20 protein-coding genes and 1 pseudogene are annotated in these 18654 nt (G+C 41.6%); 11 read left to right on the top strand and 10 right to left on the bottom strand.

The window, feature by feature from the left end; all coding sequences use genetic code 11:
* Positions 1 to 48: 48 nt before the first annotated feature.
* From lpxM to coaBC, 4 genes are all read right to left on the bottom strand, one after another.
* On the bottom strand, positions 49 to 1002 hold the full coding sequence (gene lpxM / locus PGX00_RS01400) for a lauroyl-Kdo(2)-lipid IV(A) myristoyltransferase (RefSeq protein ID WP_272132300.1): 954 nt from the start codon (positions 1000 to 1002) through the stop codon (positions 49 to 51).
* A gap of 14 nt (positions 1003 to 1016) precedes the next feature.
* Entirely contained in the window at positions 1017 to 1961 is a 945-nt protein-coding gene (gene lpxL, locus PGX00_RS01395; RefSeq protein ID WP_272132298.1) for an LpxL/LpxP family Kdo(2)-lipid IV(A) lauroyl/palmitoleoyl acyltransferase, read from the bottom strand.
* A gap of 2 nt (positions 1962 to 1963) precedes the next feature.
* Positions 1964 to 2554, bottom strand: a complete 591-nt coding sequence (slmA, locus tag PGX00_RS01390) for a nucleoid occlusion factor SlmA (protein ID WP_272132296.1) — start codon at positions 2552 to 2554, stop codon at positions 1964 to 1966.
* Positions 2555 to 2832: 278 nt separating this feature from the next.
* Positions 2833 to 4050: a bifunctional phosphopantothenoylcysteine decarboxylase/phosphopantothenate--cysteine ligase CoaBC gene (coaBC, locus tag PGX00_RS01385; RefSeq protein WP_272132294.1), complete on the bottom strand. Its 1218-nt coding sequence runs from the start codon at positions 4048 to 4050 to the stop codon at positions 2833 to 2835.
* A gap of 240 nt (positions 4051 to 4290) precedes the next feature.
* On the opposite strand from coaBC, the gene PGX00_RS01380 reads away from it, so the two are divergent.
* From PGX00_RS01380 to PGX00_RS01370, 3 genes are all read left to right on the top strand, one after another.
* Positions 4291 to 5964, top strand: coding sequence for a methyl-accepting chemotaxis protein (locus tag PGX00_RS01380; protein WP_272132292.1), 1674 nt, complete (start codon positions 4291 to 4293; stop codon positions 5962 to 5964).
* A gap of 168 nt (positions 5965 to 6132) precedes the next feature.
* On the top strand, positions 6133 to 6807 hold the full coding sequence (gene radC, locus PGX00_RS01375; RefSeq protein ID WP_272132290.1) for a RadC family protein: 675 nt from the start codon (positions 6133 to 6135) through the stop codon (positions 6805 to 6807).
* An 86-nt stretch (positions 6808 to 6893) separates the two neighbouring features.
* Positions 6894 to 7049, top strand: coding sequence for a hypothetical protein (locus tag PGX00_RS01370; RefSeq protein ID WP_272132288.1), 156 nt, complete (start codon positions 6894 to 6896; stop codon positions 7047 to 7049).
* 17 nt (positions 7050 to 7066) lie between these two features.
* On the opposite strand, the gene hldE is transcribed toward PGX00_RS01370, so the two are convergent.
* Complete coding sequence (hldE, locus tag PGX00_RS01365; RefSeq protein ID WP_272132286.1) at positions 7067 to 8494, bottom strand: bifunctional D-glycero-beta-D-manno-heptose-7-phosphate kinase/D-glycero-beta-D-manno-heptose 1-phosphate adenylyltransferase HldE; 1428 nt, start codon at positions 8492 to 8494, stop codon at positions 7067 to 7069.
* Positions 8495 to 8585: 91 nt separating this feature from the next.
* Complete coding sequence (gene lpcA, locus PGX00_RS01360; protein ID WP_272132284.1) at positions 8586 to 9170, bottom strand: D-sedoheptulose 7-phosphate isomerase; 585 nt, start codon at positions 9168 to 9170, stop codon at positions 8586 to 8588.
* Positions 9171 to 9647: 477 nt separating this feature from the next.
* On the opposite strand from lpcA, the gene rpmB reads away from it, so the two are divergent.
* From rpmB to mutM, 4 genes and pseudogenes are all read left to right on the top strand, one after another.
* The gene (rpmB, locus tag PGX00_RS01355; RefSeq protein WP_004728407.1) at positions 9648 to 9884 is read left to right on the top strand and encodes a 50S ribosomal protein L28; all 237 of its coding nucleotides are present in this window, start codon (positions 9648 to 9650) and stop codon (positions 9882 to 9884) included.
* Positions 9885 to 9897: 13 nt separating this feature from the next.
* The gene (gene rpmG, locus PGX00_RS01350; protein ID WP_084884015.1) at positions 9898 to 10065 is read left to right on the top strand and encodes a 50S ribosomal protein L33; all 168 of its coding nucleotides are present in this window, start codon (positions 9898 to 9900) and stop codon (positions 10063 to 10065) included.
* 157 nt (positions 10066 to 10222) lie between these two features.
* A pseudogene (locus PGX00_RS01345) lies at positions 10223 to 10695 on the top strand (hypothetical protein).
* A gap of 26 nt (positions 10696 to 10721) precedes the next feature.
* Entirely contained in the window at positions 10722 to 11540 is an 819-nt protein-coding gene (gene mutM, locus PGX00_RS01340; RefSeq protein ID WP_272132218.1) for a bifunctional DNA-formamidopyrimidine glycosylase/DNA-(apurinic or apyrimidinic site) lyase, read from the top strand.
* A 181-nt stretch (positions 11541 to 11721) separates the two neighbouring features.
* Here mutM and coaD read toward each other — a convergent pair whose 3' ends face one another.
* Positions 11722 to 12231: a pantetheine-phosphate adenylyltransferase gene (coaD, locus tag PGX00_RS01335; RefSeq protein WP_272132216.1), complete on the bottom strand. Its 510-nt coding sequence runs from the start codon at positions 12229 to 12231 to the stop codon at positions 11722 to 11724.
* A gap of 134 nt (positions 12232 to 12365) precedes the next feature.
* Here coaD and PGX00_RS01330 point away from each other — a divergent pair, with 134 nt between their 5' ends.
* Positions 12366 to 13400, top strand: a complete 1035-nt coding sequence (locus PGX00_RS01330; protein WP_272132214.1) for a glycosyltransferase family 9 protein — start codon at positions 12366 to 12368, stop codon at positions 13398 to 13400.
* On the opposite strand, the gene PGX00_RS01325 is transcribed toward PGX00_RS01330, so the two are convergent.
* A complete protein-coding gene (locus PGX00_RS01325; RefSeq protein ID WP_272137881.1) occupies positions 13369 to 14154 on the bottom strand; it encodes a glycosyltransferase family 2 protein in 786 nt (261 codons plus the stop codon). The genes PGX00_RS01330 and PGX00_RS01325 overlap by 32 nt on opposite strands.
* Complete coding sequence (locus tag PGX00_RS01320) at positions 14145 to 15233, bottom strand: glycosyltransferase family 9 protein (protein WP_272132212.1); 1089 nt, start codon at positions 15231 to 15233, stop codon at positions 14145 to 14147. The genes PGX00_RS01325 and PGX00_RS01320 overlap by 10 nt, the downstream gene beginning before the upstream one ends.
* Positions 15234 to 15331: 98 nt before the next feature.
* On the opposite strand from PGX00_RS01320, the gene PGX00_RS01315 reads away from it, so the two are divergent.
* The 3 genes from PGX00_RS01315 (at position 15332) to waaA (ending at position 18233) form a co-directional block, all read left to right on the top strand.
* Positions 15332 to 16036 carry a 3-deoxy-D-manno-octulosonic acid kinase gene (locus tag PGX00_RS01315; RefSeq protein WP_407702367.1) on the top strand — a complete coding sequence of 235 codons (705 nt, stop codon included), beginning with the start codon at positions 15332 to 15334 and terminating at the stop codon, positions 16034 to 16036.
* Positions 16037 to 16175: 139 nt separating this feature from the next.
* Positions 16176 to 16967, top strand: coding sequence for a glycosyltransferase family 32 protein (locus tag PGX00_RS01310; RefSeq protein ID WP_272132210.1), 792 nt, complete (start codon positions 16176 to 16178; stop codon positions 16965 to 16967).
* A gap of 3 nt (positions 16968 to 16970) precedes the next feature.
* The gene (waaA, locus tag PGX00_RS01305; protein ID WP_272132209.1) at positions 16971 to 18233 is read left to right on the top strand and encodes a lipid IV(A) 3-deoxy-D-manno-octulosonic acid transferase; all 1263 of its coding nucleotides are present in this window, start codon (positions 16971 to 16973) and stop codon (positions 18231 to 18233) included.
* Between the two features lie 37 nt (positions 18234 to 18270).
* Here the strand turns inward: waaA and PGX00_RS01300 are convergent, their stop codons facing one another.
* Positions 18271 to 18540 carry a hypothetical protein gene (locus PGX00_RS01300; protein WP_272132207.1) on the bottom strand — a complete coding sequence of 90 codons (270 nt, stop codon included), beginning with the start codon at positions 18538 to 18540 and terminating at the stop codon, positions 18271 to 18273.
* Positions 18541 to 18654: the final 114 nt, after the last annotated feature.

Genomic DNA, 18654 nt, shown 5'->3' with positions numbered 1-18654 from the left:
CGAAAACTATCAGACAAAAAAAGTGACCCTACTTTGGGTCACTATCGTTTAATTATATATCTTACTTCCATCTCTCTGGGTTTCCAGTAGATACAGGTTCCACATATATTGCTCTGGTCTTTGCAAGATTAACGCTTCAATTGCTTGGTTCATTCTTCTTGCATCTTGTTCTTCATCTCCCGTTGGGAAGTCTTCAAGTGCCGGTAAAATATGAACTTCGTATTTGCCAGTTACATCATTATAAGCTGGTAATATAGGCACTACCTTCGCTTTAGAAAGCCTAGCCATCTTGCCAAAACCTTTTAACGTCGCTTTTTCAGTACCAAAGAAGGGGACAAAAACCGAGTTTTGTGGGCCATGGTCTTCGTCCGGCAACCAGTATCCTACATAACCATCTTTAATTGATCGAATAAAGGGTTTTATTCCTGCGCTTCTTGCAAATATACGCCCCCCGTACTGCATGCGTTGTACGTGCATTAACCAGTCCCCAATAGGGTTGTTTTGCGGCTTCATGATGGTCGCGATTTTGTAGCCTCTTGCTGCCAACATAATAGCAGGGTAGTCAACAGCCCATGCATGTGGGGCTAATACAATGACATTTTCCCCTTTGTCTAAATGAGGAATAATATTCTCTTCGCCCACCATGATACCGCGATTTTGATTGTGGCGAGTCGATCTAACTAGCAGCTCTGAATAGCCAAACATAAATTGGGCTGCTTTTGCAAAGCAGTTATCCAAAATGGATTGTATTTCTTGTTCGCTTTTTTCTGGAAAACAGAGCGTGAGATTGATTCTGGCTCGACGAACCACACGACCATTTCTCTTTACTATCTGTTTTGACAGTGATTTTGCAACTGCATCTCTAATTTTAGGGGGAACAAAAGCAAATACGATGGCGAATAGTACACCTATCCATGTAGCCCAGTACTTAGGATGAAGGAATTGCCATTTAAAGGTCGGGTTATACAGATGTTTATTGGTGTTGTTATCGTTAGTTGTCATGCAAACCTATACCTTTAGAGATAGCGTTCATTTGTTTTTGAGTGATCCGGCATCGATTTGAAGCGTTTATGCAGCCACATCCATTGATCTAACCCTCTTAAAATAACCTTTTCTAGAGACTTGTTAAGTAGAGCTGCCGCTGCGGTCATGTCCTTTTTAGGGTATATTTCATGCATAGAATCGTCGAGAATAATCTCATACGTTCCAGATGCATTTCTAAATCCAGAACCAGTGATGATGGCGCAGTGGCTAGGGTAAGCGAGTATACTCGGCCCCGTTGTTGTACAGGCTTCTTTAACTGCAAAGAAAGGGACGAATACAGATTTGTTATGGCCGTAATCGTGGTCAGGTAAATAAAAGAGTCTCTCTCCTTTGCGTAATACACGAATCATCTCTTTTAAATTACGGCGGTCAATAACAGTATTTCCGTTTTGAGTTCTCCCCCTGTATTGAATAAAATCATAAGCGGGGTTTGAATGAGGGCGATACACACCGTGACCATGTTTGCCTACAACTCCAAACGCTCTAGCGGAAATTTCGAGATTCAGTGCATGAACGAAGCAAACAAGAACACCTTTACCCTCTTGTTCAAAGGTATCGAGTTGTTCCATATTTTGATATGTCATCAGGCGCTTAAAGCGCCACGTCGGCCAAAACCACGCGATACCGGTTTCTATTAGCGCTAAGCCAGTATTTTTGAAGTTTTCAACCACAATAGCGTTGATTTCGTCTTGGTTTTTTTCTGGGAATGCTAATTCTAAGTTACGCGTTGCAATGCGAACGCGTTTTTGTCCAAAACGCATTCCAAATTTCCCTATGGCTCTACCGAAACTAAGCAATAGACGATAAGGCAAAATATTGACAAAAAAAGCCAATAAACCGAATCCAAGCCAAACACTCCAATATTTAGGGTACAGCAAGGCAATAGAAAATGCGGGTTTGATACGTTTATTACTCATATTTATTGAATCTGAGCACTGAGCAGCGCCCAATATTCCTCAAAATTTTCAGTGGGTTGATATTTAAAATCAGAACGAACGAATCGATTTAAGCTTCCTTCTACTTGCCCTAGAAGTTGCGCCGCCAAGATAGACTCACTCACTGGAAAGGATTTACCTTCGCGTATTTGTCGTTCTCGTAATATTTGTCTGAGCTGCGTTTCTATTCTTTCAAATAACTGATTAATACGACCGCGTAAACGTTCATTCTCAAACATCAATGCGTGACCTGACATGATTCTTGTCAGGCCTGGGTTTTTTTCTGCGAAAGCTAATATTAACTGTAGAACCATACGGATTCGCTGCAAGGTGTCTTTTTCTTCGTCAAGTATGCGATTGATTCTAGACATTAGAGTATCTTCGATAAATTCAATTAAGCCTTCGAACATACGAGCTTTACTAGGGAAGTGGCGATAAAGTGCAGCTTCAGAAACACCAACCTGTTTGGCGAGTTTCGCCGTCGTGATTCTAGATGCGCCATCAGTCGTTTCAAGCATATGGGCTAACGCTTGAAGAATTTCCTCGCGACGATTGGACTTTTTGGTTCCGGTCATGTTTCCGATTCCTTTGCATATCCTTAATTACTGGTTGAGTATTTTTATCTTCTTACCGTAAATAAGGTGGCTACAAACTAACAATTCTGAAAATCCATTTGTTGAACGGCTTTTACAGTTGTAGCCTTAAGTTGAATAGACTTTTTGAAGCACCACTATGAATGAAGTTGGTGCTTACTATAGATTTCTTACCGATTATTGCTTACTTATTCGACCAAATCCACCCTAGAATTACGATGGTGAAGCAAATTCAGACACAAGATTAATTTTTGTCTGCTTTATCCCATAAGCTCCGTTATTTTTTCCATTATTTGTAAAGAAAGTGCTTCTTTAGATTCTAGTGGTAGAGACTTTTCTCCATGTTTCCAGTAAAGAGTCAAAGCGTTATTGTTGGAATTAAATCCTTGTCCTTCAACAGAAACATCATTGGCACAAATAAGGTCTAAATTTTTCTTGTTTAGTTTACCCCTAGCATATTGTTCAACGTTTTGCGTTTCGGCCGCAAAGCCAACAGTATAAGGTCTATTGGTTTCGAGTTTCGCTACACTAGCAACGATATCTGGGTTTTTAATCATACAGATAGACATCTCATCTGAGTCATCGGTCTTTTTGATTTTTTGGTCTGAAACGACATCTGGGCGGTAATCGGCTACGGCTGCACATGCAATGAAGATATCGTTAGTAGTGGCATTATCCATAACGGCGGCGTGCATGTCTTGAGCACTTTCTACATTAATTCTATTTACATTTTCAGGCGTGCTTAGTGCAACAGGGCCACTAATTAAGGTTACATCGGCACCGAGCTTAGATGCGGCTTGAGCGAGTGCATAACCCATTTTCCCTGAGCTGTGGTTAGAAATAAAGCGCACAGGGTCGATGGCTTCTCTTGTTGGGCCTGCGGTTATCAATACCGACTTACCTTTTAATAAGGCTTCTGGCTTAAAGAATATCTCACACTTCTCCACTAGTTGCATAGGTTCTAGCATGCGTCCGTACCCCACGTCACCGCACGCTTGCTCACCGGCAGCTGGGCCCCAAATGTGAAAGCCTCGCTTTTTTAATGTCGCTATATTTTCTTGAGTCGCCACATTGGTATACATCTGTTGGTTCATCGCGGGAGCGACGGCAACTGGTGCGTTTGTCGCTAATATGACCGTGGATAATAGGTCATTACCCATACCAGCAGTAATTCGGGCAATTAGATCTGCGGTTGCAGGTGCGAGTAAGACAATATCTGCCCACTTGCCTAGTTCAATGTGTCCCATAGATGCTTCTGCTGCAGGGTCTAATAAGCTGTCAGAAACCGGGTTGCCGGATACCGCTTGCATCGTTAACGGAGTGATAAACTCTTTTGCTGCGTTGGTCATTACGACTTGAACTTGTGCGCCTCTTTCGGTCAGGCGTCGGGTTAGTTCGGCACATTTATAAGCGGCAATACCACCACTGATTCCAAGAAGGATTTTTTTCCGGCTAAAGATTGCATGTTGATTCTCCATTTTATGAGCAAACCATATCACAAAATTATGAAAAATCACCTGTATAGCGATGAAACAGAAATGCAAGAGAGGTCACATTGCTCTAGCCCAAGTACGGCTAAACTTTCAAATGATAATTAAATATGTAAGTTAATACGGGGTGACAGCACAATAATCACAAAGAAGTTATGTTCAAAGTTAAGAACACCGTATTTCTGCCGTTAACAATTTATAATAAATAGTAATGTTTGGAGAGCGTGTATGGCACTGAAGAGTCAGGGCAAATTAGCATTAATCACCATAATACCTTTGGTTTTAATAACCCTATTAGTAACAGGCGTTTTTTACTGGAATGGTATTAAAGATCTCGAATCCCAAGCGACTAGCTATCGAAATGAGCTGATTACAACGCATAAAAATACACTTATTGCCCATCTTCGTATGGGTCGAACGGCGGTTCAATCACTGTATGAATCAGACAAAAATGGTGAGAACAAAGAAGCAGCAAAAGCGATACTAAAAGCGATGCGTTTCGCTGACGATGGATACTTCTTTGCTTATAACTCAAAAGGCATCAACACGCTTCATGCGGTTAAACCTTCTTTAGAAGGTAAAGATTTGTCTAAACTAAAAGATGAAAATGGTGTTCTTATTATCGATGACCTTATCAAAGCCGCTAAAGGTGGAGATGGTTTTCTAAATTTTGTATGGGATAAACCATCAATTAATGCGACAGCGCCGAAGTTGGGTTATGCCGAGTACCTACCTAAATGGGACTGGATACTAGGTACAGGTGTTTACGTTGATGAAGTGGATTTGCAGGTAGAAGCCTACAAAGTACAAAGAAAAAATCAGCTTTCTAGCGACTCTACTTTTGCCATGATTGTCTCCTTTATTGGTTTGATCATTACTTCTGTGGTGATTAGTTTTATTACTAGACGGGCACTGATACCTCTGCACACGATGCTTGAAAAACTAAATGACATCTCACAAGGTGATGGTGACTTAACCGCTCGCCTTGAAACCAAAGGCAACGATGAAATTGCGGAGTTAGGCCAAGCATTTAATCGGTTTATGGATAAGCTTCAGCCAATGATGAAAGAGGTTCAAGCAAGTTCGGTTTCGGTTCGGCAGGCAGCGAAAGATTTGGACCAGCAATCGAGCCGGTCGGTACAAACCATTCATCATCACAGCCAAGAAACAGAAAAGGTGGTTACTGCTGTCACTGAAATGGCAGCGACCTCTCGTGAAGTTGCTACCAATACCAATTCAACGGCCGATGCGATCACTTCTGCAAATGTTCAGATAAGTGATGCACAAAATGAGGTATCACAGGCGATGAACAGCCTGACTGAGTTGGTAAATGATGTGAATATCACCTCTGATGCAATTAAGTCTCTCAGTGAGCAAACCGAACGGATTAACAGCGTTATTGAAGTTATCGGCGGCATCGCGGAACAAACCAACTTATTGGCATTAAATGCCGCAATTGAAGCTGCTAGGGCAGGGGAATATGGCCGAGGTTTTGCCGTTGTAGCTGATGAAGTTCGATCGCTAGCAAGCAGAACCCAGTCTAGTACGCAAGAGATTGACGAGATGCTAACAGCGCTTCAATCTGGAGTGAAAACAGCGGTTACAACCATGTCTGCAAGCCAAGAGCGAGGAGAAAAAACGGTAAAAGACTCCTCGGTAATACAAGAGCGCCTCACTGATATACAGCAAGCCGTAAGCACCATACATGATATGGGCATTCAGACTGCTTCAGCGGCAGAAGAGCAAAGCGCGGTTGCAGAAGATATCAACCAAAACTTAGTCGCTATTCAGCAAATCGTTATTGAGCTCAGTGAGGAGCTGCAAAGTTCAGAACAGATAAGCTCTGCATTAGCGGCTTCTGGTAAACAAGTAAAAGACTTAGTTGGTAACTTTAAGGTTTGAAGCTTGGTTAAATAACGTGGTGAGAGAAATAAAAGTTTAGGCTTCTATTTTTTCTCATCACGACTACCTTCAGTATTATATTCATTTACTTGGCTCGCATAGCCATCGTTATGTCGTTTTATCTTGCTTCTTATCTGATACATATCTTGTCTTTGTAGAGGATATGTTATGACAATCAAAAAACTCCCACTTGAATCCCAACCAAGAGAAAAGCTGCTTTTGCGCGGAGCACAATCTTTATCTGATGCCGAGTTGCTTGCCATATTTCTTAGAACAGGAATAAAAGGCATGAATGTCGTTGCGCTTTCCGACTTTCTCATTTCAGATTTTGGATCACTTAGAAAGTTATTTAGCTGTAGCAAAGAGGAGTTTTGTCGACACAAAGGCTTGGGTGAGGCAAAATTTGCTCAACTCCAGGCTGTACTAGAAATGGCAAAAAGACATCTCGCAGAGACAATAAGTAAAGGAGACATTCTCAGTGCCCCAAGCAATACTAGGCTGTACCTTTCAAGCCGCTTGAGGGATAGAGATAGAGAGGCATTTTTGATTCTTTATCTCGATAGTCAGCACCATGTCATTCTGGATGAAGTCTTGTTTGAAGGTACCATCAATGCGGCGAATGTTTATCCTAGAGAAGTGGTAAAGAGAGCGCTTTATCATAACGCGGCCTCTATCATTGTTGCGCATAATCACCCATCTGGTGTTGCAGAACCAAGCTCTTCAGATAAAAGAATAACGGATAGAATTTCTGATGCGCTTGCCCTAGTCGATATTCGCTTGTTAGATCATTTTATCGTGGGGGATGGGGAAGTGATGTCGTTTGCAGAAAGAGGGTTATTGTAATTATTCGTTTGTTGTCACTTGGCAATTTACGTGCCTCCCTCGTCATTCTCACACCCTTCGTCATTCCCGTGAAGACGGGAATCTGGGTGGATTTAGATCTCCACTTTCGTGGAGATGACGAAAGTACAAGCGAAGATGACGAAAGTACTAGCGGAGATGACGAAAGTGCTAGTGGAGATGACGAAAGTACTCGTGGGCATAACTCGGGTATTCGTAGGTATGCCCAGCTTAATGGTCTTTAACTACATAATATGTAGCATTAAATACCCGATTTAATCGCTTCAATGATTTCCGTTGTTGAGCAACCATCTTCAAAGTTAAGCACACGAACCGCACCGCCTGCAGCGATAACTTCTTCTCCACCAGCAATCTCTTCTGGTTTGTAATCACCACCTTTAACGAGCAAGGACGGTAATACTTCTGAGATCAAACGCTGTGGTGTTTCTTCACTAAATGGAACTACCCAATCTACAGCACCTAGACCCGCAAGTACGGCCATTCGACGATTAGTTGGGTTGACGGGTCTACCCGGTCCTTTTAATCCGCGCACAGACTCATCAGTGTTAACCGCGACAATAAGACGATCACCGAGTTTTGCCGCTTGGTTTAGATAAGAAACATGACCAGCATGTAAAATATCAAAACAGCCATTGGTCATAACCACAGTTTCACCTTTGCTCTTTGCCTTTTCTACTGCTTTAACAAGAGCATCTTCACCGATAATACCAAAGTCGGTATCTTGGCTACCATGAACGGCTTCGGCCAATTCAATCTCAGATAACGTTGATGTGCCGAGTTTACCAACCACAACACCCGCTGCTGCGTTTGCTAATGCACAGGCTTGATCTAATGGTTTACCAGCAGCAACAGAGGCTGCTAATACAGAGATAACCGTATCGCCAGCACCAGTTACGTCATATACCTCTTGAGCTTGAGTTGGAAGGTGGAATGGCGCTAGGCCTTTACGAAGTAGCGTCATACCGTGTTCACTACGTGTAATAAGCAGCGCCTCGAAGTCAAACTCTTCGATTAGGGCTAATCCTTTCTCGATAAGTTCTTCTTCTGAATTTATTTTGCCAACCTTCAATTCGAATTCAGCCATATTTGGCGTTAATAATGTCGCCCCTCGATAGCGTTCGAAATCGGCACCTTTCGGATCAATAAATACAGGAATGTTGGCTGCTCGAGCCTTTTGTATGAACTGTTGGGCGTGCTCAAGTGCGCCTTTCGCATAGTCAGACAATATGACGGCCTTGGCCGTTGGCAGCGCATTTTCCATGCGAGACAATACGAGTTTAGGATCAATGTTCGCAAACTTATCTTCAAAATCTAGACGAATTAACTGCTGTCCACGACTGATGACTCGAAGTTTGGTAATGGTTGGGTAATCTGGTAGTGCGACAAAGTCACAATGAACCTTCAAGCCATTTAGCGTATTAGTGAGAACTTTTGCTGGCTCATCATCGCCCGTTAGACCAATGATATGAACGTGGCCACCTAGAGAAGCAATATTCATCGCAACGTTCGCTGCACCACCGGGACGTTCCTCGTTGTTTTCAACTTTAACAACAGGTACAGGGGCTTCTGGTGAGATACGACCTGTTGGGCCATTCCAGTACCGGTCAAGCATAACATCACCGATAACTAAAACATTCGATTGACTGTATTCAGGCAAAATAGGTTTCATACAAGTTTCCAAATATTAAGACTAAAATGGAGCTTAGCTTAAGCGCAAACTCCATATACCGTTGGGGGCAGTATACTATAATGCAGTATGTTTACCCTTGTTCTTCCATCTCTTTTTCTATTAACTGGATGACTATATGGATAATTTTAATATGGATCTCTTGAATACGATCCGCATATCCGAAATGAGGAACTCTAATTTCTATGTCAGCGATACCGGCCATCTTTCCGCCGTCTTTGCCAGTTAACGCAATTGTTTTCATCCCTTTCAATTTTGCAGCTTCGATAGCTCGGATGATATTTCCAGAGTTTCCAGAGGTAGATAACCCAAACAACACATCGCCACTGCGCCCGACCGCTTCTACATAGCGAGAAAACACGAAGTCGTAACCAAAATCGTTACTCACGCATGATAAATGGCTTGGGTCTGATATGGCGATGCCTGCATAACCTGGTCGGTTTTCTCTATAGCGGCCAGTAAGCTCTTCCGCAAAATGCATAGCGTCACAGTGAGAACCACCGTTACCACAAGATAAAACCTTTCCGTCTTGTTTAAATGAATCCGCTATCATTTTAGCCGCGGCTTCAATTTGCTTGATATTGTTCTCATCACTTAAAAAAGTGTTCAGAACATCAGCCGCTTCTTTTAGCTCGTTCTTTATTAAATCTTGATACATAACTAGCCTCATTCTTCATTTACTAGAGATTATTGCACATTGTTCAACGAGTTTACCTACATTCAGGATAGCTTGTCTTTAGCATTCGCTATTTTATGGGGTTTCGATAATCGTTTATTCTGAAAGAGTGATTAATTTTTGATAATTTATAAGGCTTCGGCCTTTTGTAATCGTAATCATAATCTTATTTTAGGAAAAGCAAAAAAACACTTATCTTTTTCAATTTTTCTGCTATGATTCGCGCACTATTTTTTGAACACAAATCAGCTCTGCTCAAAAAAAGATCACAAAATCCTGCAAAAGGATCTATTCAGGTCTTGAGCAATGTACTTCAAGTTAGTATAATGCGCGACCTTTGATAGCCTTGTATGGATTTCCATAACGGTTTTTAACCTCAATTCTTTACTTAATAGTAGATGTAGAGAGGTTCGGCCACCAAGGTTGATATCGAGCTGAAACGATTTTGGAGAGACTTAAATGTCCCGAGTATGCCAAGTAACTGGTAAGCGTCCAGTAACGGGTAATAACCGTTCACACGCACGAAATGCTACTAAGCGTCGTTTTCTGCCGAACCTACAAACGCATCGTTTCTGGGTAGAGAGCGAAAAACGCTTTGTTAAACTACGTCTAACTGCTAAGGGTATGCGTATTATCGATAAGAAAGGCATTGATGCTGTTCTTGTTGATATCCGTGCTCGTGGCGAGAACGTTTAAGAGGAATTGAACGATGGCTAAAGGCATTCGTGAGAAGATTAAACTTGTTTCTTCAGCTGGTACAGGACACTTCTATACCACTGATAAAAACAAACGTAACATGCCGGGCAAATTTGAGATCAAGAAATTTGATCCAGTTGTTCGTAAGCACGTTATGTACAAAGAAGCAAAAATCAAGTAATTGATTGACAGTTTCAATAAAAACCCAGCTCTTGTAGCTGGGTTTTTTGTTTTTTAAAGGTTAAAAAAGCGAGTGCTCAAGCTTCCCCTAGCAGTTTAGGCCATTAGTTGCTAAATTATTGATACGTACTGTTTATCGTGTTGTTAGGTATTCTTCCATGAAAAAAATGTCCCGCCGTGGCTGGAACAACGTTCTTATTTTTGCTGTTATCGCTTTTATGTTGGTACTTAACTTGCCGACAATCATTAAGAACAACTTCATGGAACCAGAGCAAAGTGTTTATCCCTATGTGATGGATCCTCAATCCGATATCAAAGAAATGCACTTTTCCACTTTGTCTATTCAAAGAGATAACCTTGCATGGGTTGCCAATAAAGATCTCTCAATTTCCCCCTTGAACTTGTGCAAAGGTGGCATCTGCTTGCAGGTACAGAAGTGGATGACAATACATTCGCACAATTAAAAGAACAGCTACCAAAAGCTAATACGCTAGAAATTTGGTATGTAGACAAGGAAGAACCGCAAAGAGTGACCTATTACCAAACACCTCAATTCTGGCTTATGAAAAGCTGGGAAGAAAAATGGATTGCGGTTTCGGTTGAAGAAGACTACCTTTTCCCTTATCTATAAATTATCTAGTTGGCCATCTATTCTCTATGCCTGAACTCCCAGAAGTTGAAGTTAGCCGAATGGGTATTACGCCCCATTTGTCTGGCAAAACCATAAAAAAAATCATTATTCGTCAGCCTAAACTTCGTTGGATGATCCCAGAAGAACTCAGCCAGCTTAGTGGGCAAGTGATTTTAAGTATTCAACGCCGAGCAAAATACCTTCTATTAAAAACAGAGAAAGGGAGCATTATTGTTCATTTGGGGATGTCTGGGTCATTACGAGTATTACACGAAGGTCATGAACCCAGTAAACACGATCATGTGGATCTGCTTTTAACCGATGGAACCATACTGCGCTATAACGACCCAAGAAGGTTTGGTGCTTGGCTTTGGCAAGATAAAGAACAAGAGCATGAGCTATTCAAACACCTTGGCCCAGAACCTCTAGAAGAGAGTTTCAATGCTGACTATATGTTAGAAAAGGCGCAAGGAAAGCGCGTTTCTATGAAGCAATTTATTATGGATAATAAAGTTGTGGTTGGTGTTGGCAATATCTATGCGAACGAAGCACTATTTTTAGCAAAAATTCACCCAGAAACGGCTGCGGGAAAACTAAAAAGCAGTAAGTGGAATAAATTGGTAGAAGTAATTAAGCAAGTGCTTGCTACCGCGATTAAGCAAGGTGGCACAACGTTAAAAGACTTTAGTCAAGCGGATGGTAAGCCTGGTTATTTTGCGCAGGAACTGCGTGTATATGGTAAGGCTGGAGAGCCTTGTCCTATTTGTGGTGAAAGTATTCAACAATTGAAAATAGGGCAAAGAAATAGCTATTTTTGTGAAAAGTGCCAGCGCAAGCAGCGATGACAATATATCATTTTTATATTTCTATGGTTTCCTAGCATTTCTGCGTACTTCGCACGCAGCCTCGACATTCCGCTCCCCTATGTCATTCCTTCACCCCTCGTCATTTCCTCACTCTTCGTCATTCCCTCGAAGGAGGGAATCTGGATAAATTTAGGTCTCCACTTTCGTGGAGATAACGTTTTCACTGGAGTGTCGAGGTGTTTTTAGTCAATTCTATTAAGGCGGTATTGACCGCTGGTGGGACAAACTGAGCAACATCGCCACCATGTATGGCGGTTTCACGGACAATTGTTGAAGAAATAAAGGCGTATTGTTCCGAAGGCGTTAAGAAGACACTTTCTAACCCTGGCGATAAACGTCGATACATGTTGGTTAAGCCAAATTCATATTCAAAGTCTACGGTGGTTCTTAAACCTCGAATCAACAGGTTAGAGTCTTCTGATTTAGCAAAATTAACCAGAAGTCCTGAAAAGCCTTTTGCCGTTACGTTAGGAATATGAGAGGTTACCTCAACCGCTAATTCAACTCTTTTCTCCAAGGAAAACATGGTGTTCTTGGATGGGCTAGAGGCGACAGCAATTAAGACTTCATCAAACATAAGTGCGGCGCGTTCAATTAAATCAAGATGCCCATTAGTAATAGGATCAAATGTTCCTGGATACAGGACTTTAGTTATTCTTTTTTCTGTCACAGGTTTATTCTCGGTTGAGTGCGTGAATTATCTTGCCAAATTTTAGCAAAAAACCTCAAAATTACCTATTCATCTAGGTATGATGTGACTAGATATACATTAAGGTCTAGTCCATCAGGTTTTGGGTACAGTAAATGAAGAAAATTCTTGTAGTTCGCAATGACAAAATTGGTGACTTTATGCTGGCATGGCCTAGCTTTGCCATGCTTAAAAAATCGATGCCTGATAGTCATATCACGGCGCTGGTGCCTAAATATACGATTCAACTTGCGAAACTGTGCCCATGGATAGATGCGGTTCTTGTTGATCCGACTGAAAAAGGCTCGAAAGCAAAGCAACAGCAACTGGCGAAAGAACTTAAAGACAGTCAGTTTGATGCCTCAATCAATTTGTTCTCAACCACCTATAACGCCTTGCTGGTTTGGAAAGCGAAGATACCATTTAGGTTAGCGCCCGCGACAAAGTTTGCGCAGATTTTTTATAATAAAAGAATAAAGCAAAAACGTTCTCAGTCGGCAAAGCCTGAATTTGAGTACAATCTAGATTTAGTCCGTGCGTTCCTGAATGATATTGGTCAACGTGTTGTAGAGCCTAACACCCCGTATTTGAGCTTTAAATCTGAAGAGCTGAAAATTCAGAAACAAAAACTGGCAACGCAATTATCCTTAAATTCGGATAAACCGTGGCTTTTTGTTCATGCAGGCAGTGGCGGCTCCGCAAATAATCTTTCTTTACAACAATATGCGGATCTCATTGCCGGAATAGATAAAGAAAATGAAGTAGTGTTGACCGCAGGACCGGGTGAAGAAGAAAAGGCTGAAGAGCTAAAACAATTGCTCGAAAAAAGCGGTAAGTCTTCTGTTGTGTATGATAAAAACGAAGGGTTGGTAGACTTTTCTCGCTCTATTGCTTGTGCCGATCTGTTTGTTGCCGGCTCTACAGGGCCTTTACATATTGCCGCAGCGATAGATGTCCCTACTGTCGGTTTTTTCCCAAGAAAACGTTCAGCAACACCTTTACGCTGGAAACCGTTAAACTCTGAAGGAAGACACTTAGCCTTTTGTCCTCCAGAGGCCTCTGATAAGGAAAATCAGGTTGATATGAGCCGTATTGACATTAATACAGCCCTAAAAGAGATTAATCCTTGGGCTTCTCAGTACTTGTCTTAATCCATAAATCTGCATATTTTACGAAGGTAGAGTGTGCAGATAGCAAGGACAATAGAAACCCTTGCTTGCCATCAAGAAAGCCCGCCTTAATGACGTACATTTTTAAAAAGCAGGTAATGGCGTGAATAATGCCTTGAGAAAGGCTGCTTTTCTTGCCTTTCTTTTGTCGTTGCTCTGCCCACGCCTCTGCGTATCCTGCTGATTTAACTAGATAATGACGCATATCGTTGTAGGTGTAATGAATAGCGTCACCTTTCAGGTTCGCTATTGTCATTGAACTAGATACTTCAACTTTCTCATGTACGAGCGCATCATTGTATTGAGTTAATGCGGTTGGGTATAAACGCAACACGCGGTCAGGGTACCAACCACAATGGCGGATATATCGACCAAACACCCAACTAAGGCGAGGGAATTGATAAATAGTGTTGGCTTTGTTCTCTTCTACAGCACTTAAGATGCTCTCTTTTAGCTCTGTTGTGACTCTTTCGTCCGCATCGAGCCAAAGTACAAAATCTGATTCAACATAAGATTGAGCGAGCCGACGTTGTGGGCCAAATCCCGGCCACTTTTCGTTGACATAAAACTTATCAGTATACTGTCTGGCAACCGCTTCGGTGTCATCGCTGCTCCCAGAATCTAGAATCACAATTTCATCTACCCAATCTTTGACGGTATCTAAACACGATTTTAGGTGTTGAGATTCGTTTTTAACGATTAAAGCAACGGCTAAAGTTGGTTTGCTCACTGCGATACCTCTGATTCTGACTTAAGGTTGATGGATAATGAATAGTCGTTAACGAGTTTGTCGAACATGGCAGTAACACTTTCTGGTTGGATACGATTCATTGCCTGTTTGTCTTTTACTCTTGCTCTCCAATCTAGCTCTTGGGGTGTCTTTCCTGTTTCATCTTTAATTGCTTCTTCATAAGCCGACACAACATATTGAGTGTATTGGTATGGTCCGGTTCTCTCTGGGTTATGGTGTGCGTAAAGGCCGAGTACTGGTGTGTTCATCGCGTTCGCCATATGAGCTGGGCCTGTGTCTGGTGCAATGACAAGGTCCGCATAATCAAGCAAGGCCAGCATCTCTTTTAGGCTGCTTTTACCCACAAGATTGGTAACAGGTTTCTCAAGAGCTTGTTCAATCTGTTGGGCGAGATCTAACTCAATTTGAGCAGGGCTGCCGGCGAGTAAGACATTCCACCCTAACGATTGTGCGTGTTTAATAACGTGAATGTAGCCTTCGGCGTGCCAGTTTTTATACGCCTTACTTGCCGCAGGAACAATGACAACATTTCTTGTTTGAGTGGAGAGTTGATTTTTGGCCCATTCCCCGTCAGATTCCGAGTAGTCGATGGACCATTTCGGTGTAATATCTTGAACTCCCAATTCTGTACAGAAAGCGAGTAACCCATCAAGAACATGAGTTTTGTTTGGGGAAGGAACGCGAACATTAGTAAACCACGTCTGAAAATCTTGGCTGCGAATGGCATCAAAGCCGAGCTTATATTTTGCTTTTATTCCTAGAGTAGCAATACTTGCCCTGATCGCATATTGCATATGAAGTAACGCATCAAAGCGTTGACCTTTAAGGCTTTTCCAAAGTGTTGTGTAGGCCTTCCATCCTTGTTTTTTGTCAAAAACGACCACTTCAATCCCATTCAGATCTTGGATTAGCTGCGCTTCGAGTTTGCCTGTAATCCATGTGATTTTGGTGGTTGGCCATTCTCGCTGGATTGCTTGCACTGCCGCCACGGTATTACACACGTCACCGATTGCCGATAGCCTGAGGACGCAAATTGAATGAGGAGCAGATGAAAACAGAGCCATGAAAAGAGTTCGCTATTTATTTGATTGCTAAGAATTATGCAGTCAGGGCGGATAAATGTAAAATGGTACAAGTCGCTGGTGATAGATGGAATGAGCAATTGAAAACGATAAAAAAGAGAAATGAGCGCATTTGGTACGATGAAATGTTGCTAAATGAATCGCCAGAATCGATTTTCGACCCTAAATTCTGGGAAAATTCGGGCAACGTGCTTGGTTCTGCACAAGGCAGGGGGACAACGTGGTTTGTTCAAACCGAAACTATTCCTGCGGCTCTTAGGCATTATCGTCGGGGCGGCTTGTTTGGAAAGCTAGTTAAAGACCACTATATATTTACAGGGTGGGATAAAACTCGTAGCTATCAAGAATTTCAATTGCTTCTCAAATTAATACAAGCAGGCGTCAACGTGCCGAGGCCAATCGCTGCCAGAGCCTATAAAAGCCACTTTAGTTACCAGGCAGACCTATTAAGTGAAAAGATAGAAAATGCCCGTGATCTTGTTTCTATATTGCAACAGCGTACGATTTCTGACTCTCTTTATCATGAAATAGGTAAAGAAATTAAAAAGATGCACGATACACAAGTTAATCATACGGATTTGAATATTCACAATATATTGGTAGACGACACAGATAAGGTTTGGATAATCGATTTTGACAAATGCTGTGTTGAACAAGGTGACAACTGGAAAGCGGATAATTTGAGCCGCTTAAAACGCTCTTTTGTTAAAGAGGTAGGCAAGCGCAGCATAAAGTGGTCTGAATCAGATTGGGGGGCGCTTTTTTCTGGTTATGGGAGAAAGTGAGTGCTTTGCCTCTAGGTACCCGCTTATCAAGCTAGCCTGATAAGCGGGTACCTTGTTATACTGGTCGCTATTCGGCAAAACGACATTCTTGATGTTAAGTATTTAGAATAAATAACTAATTTAGATAAAGAGAGAACTAATGAACGACTTCCCTATTCTTGTTTGTAATCGTCTTATTCGTTTAACAGGAAATATTTTTAAAATACTGTCGTATCCTTTTCATTTTGTTCTACCAAAATATCGATTTACCATACCCGCACATTCACCAGCCAAAATACGCCTTTCTGGTGAACGACGTATTCCTCGTACTATTTGGCAAACTAACTTTACCAACAAATGTTCCTTGCCAGTCTACCTTAACTACTTGTTTAATAGGTTAATGTCACTTAACTGTGACTATAACTATGTCAGTACAGAAGCTCGTGATGATTATATGAAAGAGAATGCGTTACCTGAGGTCTATGATGCGTATTCTCGCCTTACAAATGGTGCAGCTCAAGCCGATTTATGGCGATTGGTTGTCTTGAATCAGCAAGGTGGAGTTTATATGGATATTGACGCAACCCTTGTATGGCCTTTAGATAAACTGTTGGGTAACGAAGATGATGCTCTTTATATTAAGATCAGTAAAAATACTCGATTTACCAATTATTTCATTGCGTCTTTACCTAGTAATAACGACTTGCAAAAAGCGATAGAGCAAGTCGTATATAATGTTAATCACTACGATCCTAAAATGGGCGTATACTTCAGTACCGGCCCAGGGGTCTTTGATGAGTTATTTCGTGATAGAGATGATGTTAATTCAAGAGATCGTAAATTTGTTTGTATTCAAGGCACGTTTACTAACGAGTACTTTCAATATATAGATAAACCCCGTGGCAAATGGACTCATATTAATAAAGAAGATCTAGTGAAAAAACGAGACTAAAGAATGTTTATACGGCTGTGTTACACAATACTGCTGGCATTAGCCGCACCTTTTTTATTGTTTGGGTTGTATAAAAAGAAGGAAGGTAAGCCCTCAGTGGGGCATCGTTGGAAAGAACACTTTGGTGTGACTCCTAAGCTATCTATGCAATCCGAGCCCATATGGATACACGCGGTTTCTGTAGGGGAGGCGATTGCGGCGACACCTCTAATTAAAGCGATTAAACAACGCCACCCTGAACAATCCATCGTGGTCACTACTACAACGCCAACAGGAGCAGATCAGGTTGCTAAGCTCGGTGAATTAGTCGAGCATCGTTATATGCCAATAGATTTTCCATTTGCAATCAAGGGTTTTTTAAAGGCACTAAAGCCAAGCCAGTTATTGATTATGGAAACAGAGCTCTGGCCAAATACGCTTCATACAGTAGCAAAGGCTAATATTCCTATCACGGTAATGAATGCTCGCCTATCCGAACGTTCTTGCCAAAGTTATGCGAAGGTTCAACGTGTCTTTGACTTACTAGCCAACGAGTTAACCCATATTCTATGTCAGCATCAAGATGATGCAGAACGCTTCATTCGTTTAGGTGTTGAGCGCAATAAAGTGAGTGTCACCGGCTCCCTTAAGTTTGATATCGAGATGGATGGCTCTATTATTCACAGTGGCGCATCTTTGCGTGAAAAGTTAGGTAAACATAGGTCTATATGGATTGCAGCAAGCACTCATCAAGGCGAAGATGAACAACTTATCTCGGTACATCGAAAGTTACTGGTTACATTTCCTAAAGCCTTGCTTGTATTAGTGCCTCGACACCCAGAACGCTTTGCGTCGGTAGCCAAACTCTGCGCGAATCAAGGGTTTAACACAGTATTAAGAACCGATGAAAAAGCATCAGCGGAAAGTAGTCAAATCTATATTGGTGATACGATGGGTGAGATGATGACGCTTATTGCCGCAAGTGATATTTGTTTTATGGGCGGGAGTTTATTAGGTGATAAAGTTGGAGGGCATAACTTGTTAGAGCCAGCAGCTTTGGGTAAGCCGATTGTGACTGGCCCAAGCTATTATAATTTTTCCGATATAACCAAACAACTGACCCTGGTAAATGGTGCGATCGTCGTTGCACACGAAGAAGCATTGTTGTCGACGCTTTCAGATTTATTCACAAACCCGAAAGCAGTAGCAAAAATGGGTAGTGCTGCTTTAAAGGTAGTTGAACAAAACAGAGGCGCTTTAGATAAAACGTTATCAGCTATTTTGTAATAAGAATAAAATAGCTTTTATTTTAGCGGCGCAAGGATTAGCCATCGCTAATGCCATCTTTCAGCCTTTCTTCTAGCGGTGCTGACGTGTAAGTGATCGCAAAACTCCATAAAATCATCATTACATAGGTTTGGTAGCTAAGCTGGTTACTATAAAAAACACCAAAAATGCAATAGGCTAATACAAGCAAAAAAGCAGACTGGTGCAATGCGGTATTTTGTGCTCTAGACTTCTTCAGGCTTAATTTCAACATGTAGAAAATGGTAATGAAAAATAACCCGGTATAAATAAGCCCCATACGATTCATCAAATTCCAAAATGCATTGTGGTGATCTCTTACAGAGAACTGGTTATTCGTTTCTTTATATAGCCTTTTAAGTTTATTTTCGGAAGAAAGGTGTTTCTCAAACTCTGCTCCATT

This window comes from Vibrio algarum (assembly GCF_028204155.1).
Taxonomy (GTDB): domain Bacteria; phylum Pseudomonadota; class Gammaproteobacteria; order Enterobacterales; family Vibrionaceae; genus Vibrio; species Vibrio algarum.
Note: the sequence above shows the minus strand (reverse complement) of the source record. Positions and strands in the feature narration are given on the sequence as shown.

Bases quoted from the DNA above. Each gene is read 5' to 3' on its own strand.
- hldE (WP_272132286.1), bottom strand. From the start codon at position 8,494: ATGAAACCTATTTTGCCTGAATACAGTCAATCGAATGTTTTAGTTATC.
- slmA (WP_272132296.1), bottom strand. From the start codon at position 2,554: ATGACCGGAACCAAAAAGTCCAATCGTCGCGAGGAAATTCTTCAAGCG.
- lpxL (WP_272132298.1), bottom strand. From the start codon at position 1,961: ATGAGTAATAAACGTATCAAACCCGCATTTTCTATTGCCTTGCTGTAC.
- PGX00_RS01380 (WP_272132292.1), top strand. From the start codon at position 4,291: ATGGCACTGAAGAGTCAGGGCAAATTAGCATTAATCACCATAATACCT.
- lpxM (WP_272132300.1), bottom strand. From the start codon at position 1,002: ATGACAACTAACGATAACAACACCAATAAACATCTGTATAACCCGACC.
- coaBC (WP_272132294.1), bottom strand. From the start codon at position 4,050: ATGGAGAATCAACATGCAATCTTTAGCCGGAAAAAAATCCTTCTTGGA.
- radC (WP_272132290.1), top strand. From the start codon at position 6,133: ATGACAATCAAAAAACTCCCACTTGAATCCCAACCAAGAGAAAAGCTG.
- PGX00_RS01310 (WP_272132210.1), top strand. From the start codon at position 16,176: ATGAACGACTTCCCTATTCTTGTTTGTAATCGTCTTATTCGTTTAACA.
- rpmB (WP_004728407.1), top strand. From the start codon at position 9,648: ATGTCCCGAGTATGCCAAGTAACTGGTAAGCGTCCAGTAACGGGTAAT.
- waaA (WP_272132209.1), top strand. From the start codon at position 16,971: ATGTTTATACGGCTGTGTTACACAATACTGCTGGCATTAGCCGCACCT.
- PGX00_RS01320 (WP_272132212.1), bottom strand. From the start codon at position 15,233: ATGGCTCTGTTTTCATCTGCTCCTCATTCAATTTGCGTCCTCAGGCTA.
- PGX00_RS01300 (WP_272132207.1), bottom strand. From the start codon at position 18,540: ATGAATCGTATGGGGCTTATTTATACCGGGTTATTTTTCATTACCATT.
- mutM (WP_272132218.1), top strand. From the start codon at position 10,722: ATGCCTGAACTCCCAGAAGTTGAAGTTAGCCGAATGGGTATTACGCCC.
- lpcA (WP_272132284.1), bottom strand. From the start codon at position 9,170: ATGTATCAAGATTTAATAAAGAACGAGCTAAAAGAAGCGGCTGATGTT.
- rpmG (WP_084884015.1), top strand. From the start codon at position 9,898: ATGGCTAAAGGCATTCGTGAGAAGATTAAACTTGTTTCTTCAGCTGGT.
- PGX00_RS01330 (WP_272132214.1), top strand. From the start codon at position 12,366: ATGAAGAAAATTCTTGTAGTTCGCAATGACAAAATTGGTGACTTTATG.